The organism is Acidiphilium sp. PM (assembly GCF_000219295.1).
Taxonomy (GTDB): Bacteria; Pseudomonadota; Alphaproteobacteria; order Acetobacterales; family Acetobacteraceae; genus Acidiphilium; species Acidiphilium multivorum.
Window position 1 is genome coordinate 1 of record NZ_AFPR01000102.1, and the last position, 1,269, is coordinate 1,269.

At 72.3% G+C, this 1,269-nt stretch carries 1 protein-coding gene and 1 pseudogene; one reads left to right on the plus strand and one right to left on the minus strand.

What is annotated here, in order from left to right:
- On the minus strand, nucleotides 1-582 hold a 582-nt coding region (locus APM_RS04930; protein ID WP_007422253.1), incomplete at its 3' end, for an amidohydrolase family protein.
- Nucleotides 583-664: 82 nt separating this feature from the next.
- Between APM_RS04930 and APM_RS04935 the strand changes: the two are divergent.
- Nucleotides 665-1,269, plus strand: a pseudogene (locus tag APM_RS04935) (imidazolonepropionase); the annotation flags it as partial.

Genomic DNA, 1,269 nt, shown 5'->3' on the forward strand with positions numbered 1-1,269 from the left:
GCGCAGCCGTTCCGCCGTGGCCGCGTGCAGGCGGAGAAACCCATCGAGATCGGTGATGAAGCGGCGCTGGCCCGGCTCGGGCGGGCGGTTGGGGCCGGCGGCGCTGTAGAGCACCGGCAGCAGGGTGAGGCCGATGCCGGTTTGCGCCGCCGCCTCGATCACCCGCGTGGCGAGCTCGGCGGGATCGGCATAGGGGGCGCCGGCGGAATCGTTGTGCAGGTAATGGAATTCGGCGACCGCGGTGAAGCCGCGCTCGAGCATTTCCATGAAGGCCATGGCGGTGACGGCGGCGATGTCGTCCGGCGGCAGCGCGAGGGCGGTGCGGTACATCACGCCGCGCCAGGACCAGAAATCCTCGGCGGCGGCGCGGCGGCGCTGGGCGAGCGCGGACATCGCCCGCTGGAAGCCGTGGCTGTGCAGGTTGGGCAGGCCGGGCAGCACGCAGCCGGGGATGGTTTCGCGATCGGCCGGCGGGGCATTCGCGGCGAGGCCGGCGATGCGGCCGGACCCGTCGATGTCGAGCGCGACGCCGGATGCCCATCCTTCGGGGAGAAAAGCCTGTTCGAGCCAGAGTCGCCGCATGGTCGGTCCTTTCGGGAATGGGTTGCCATCGTCGTTTGGCTAGTTGTATATACATTTTGTTCGGCGTTGTCAGGAGGGTATCATGCGATGCGACCGGCTGTGGCGGAATGCGCGACTGGCGACCTGCGCGCCGGACCGCCCCGGGCTCGGGGTGGTCGAGGGCGGCGCGGTGGCGAGCCGGGACGGACGGATCGTCTGGGCCGGGCCGGAGGCGGAGATGCCGGCGCTGGAAGCGGCGGAGACAATCGACTGCGCCGGGCGCTGGATCACGCCGGGGCTGGTCGATTGCCACACCCACCTGATTTTCGGCGGCGACCGCTCGGGCGAGTTCGCGCGGCGGCTCGCCGGCGAGAGCTATGAGAGCATCGCCCGCGAAGGCGGCGGCATCCGCGCGACGATGCGGGCGACGAGGGCGCTGGACGAGGCGGCGATGCGGGCGGGCGCCGAGGCGCGGCTGGCTGCCTGGGCGGCCGAGGGGGTGACGACGGTCGAGATCAAGTCGGGCTACGGGCTCGACGAGGCGACGGAACTCGCGATGCTGCGCGCGGCGCGCGCGATCGGCCGGGCGGGGCGGTTCCGCGTCGCCGCCACCTATCTCGGCGCCCACACGATGCCGCCGGAGATGGACCGGGCCGCCTATCTCGATCTCGTGTGCCGGCGGATGATTCCGGCGATCGCCGAGGCGGG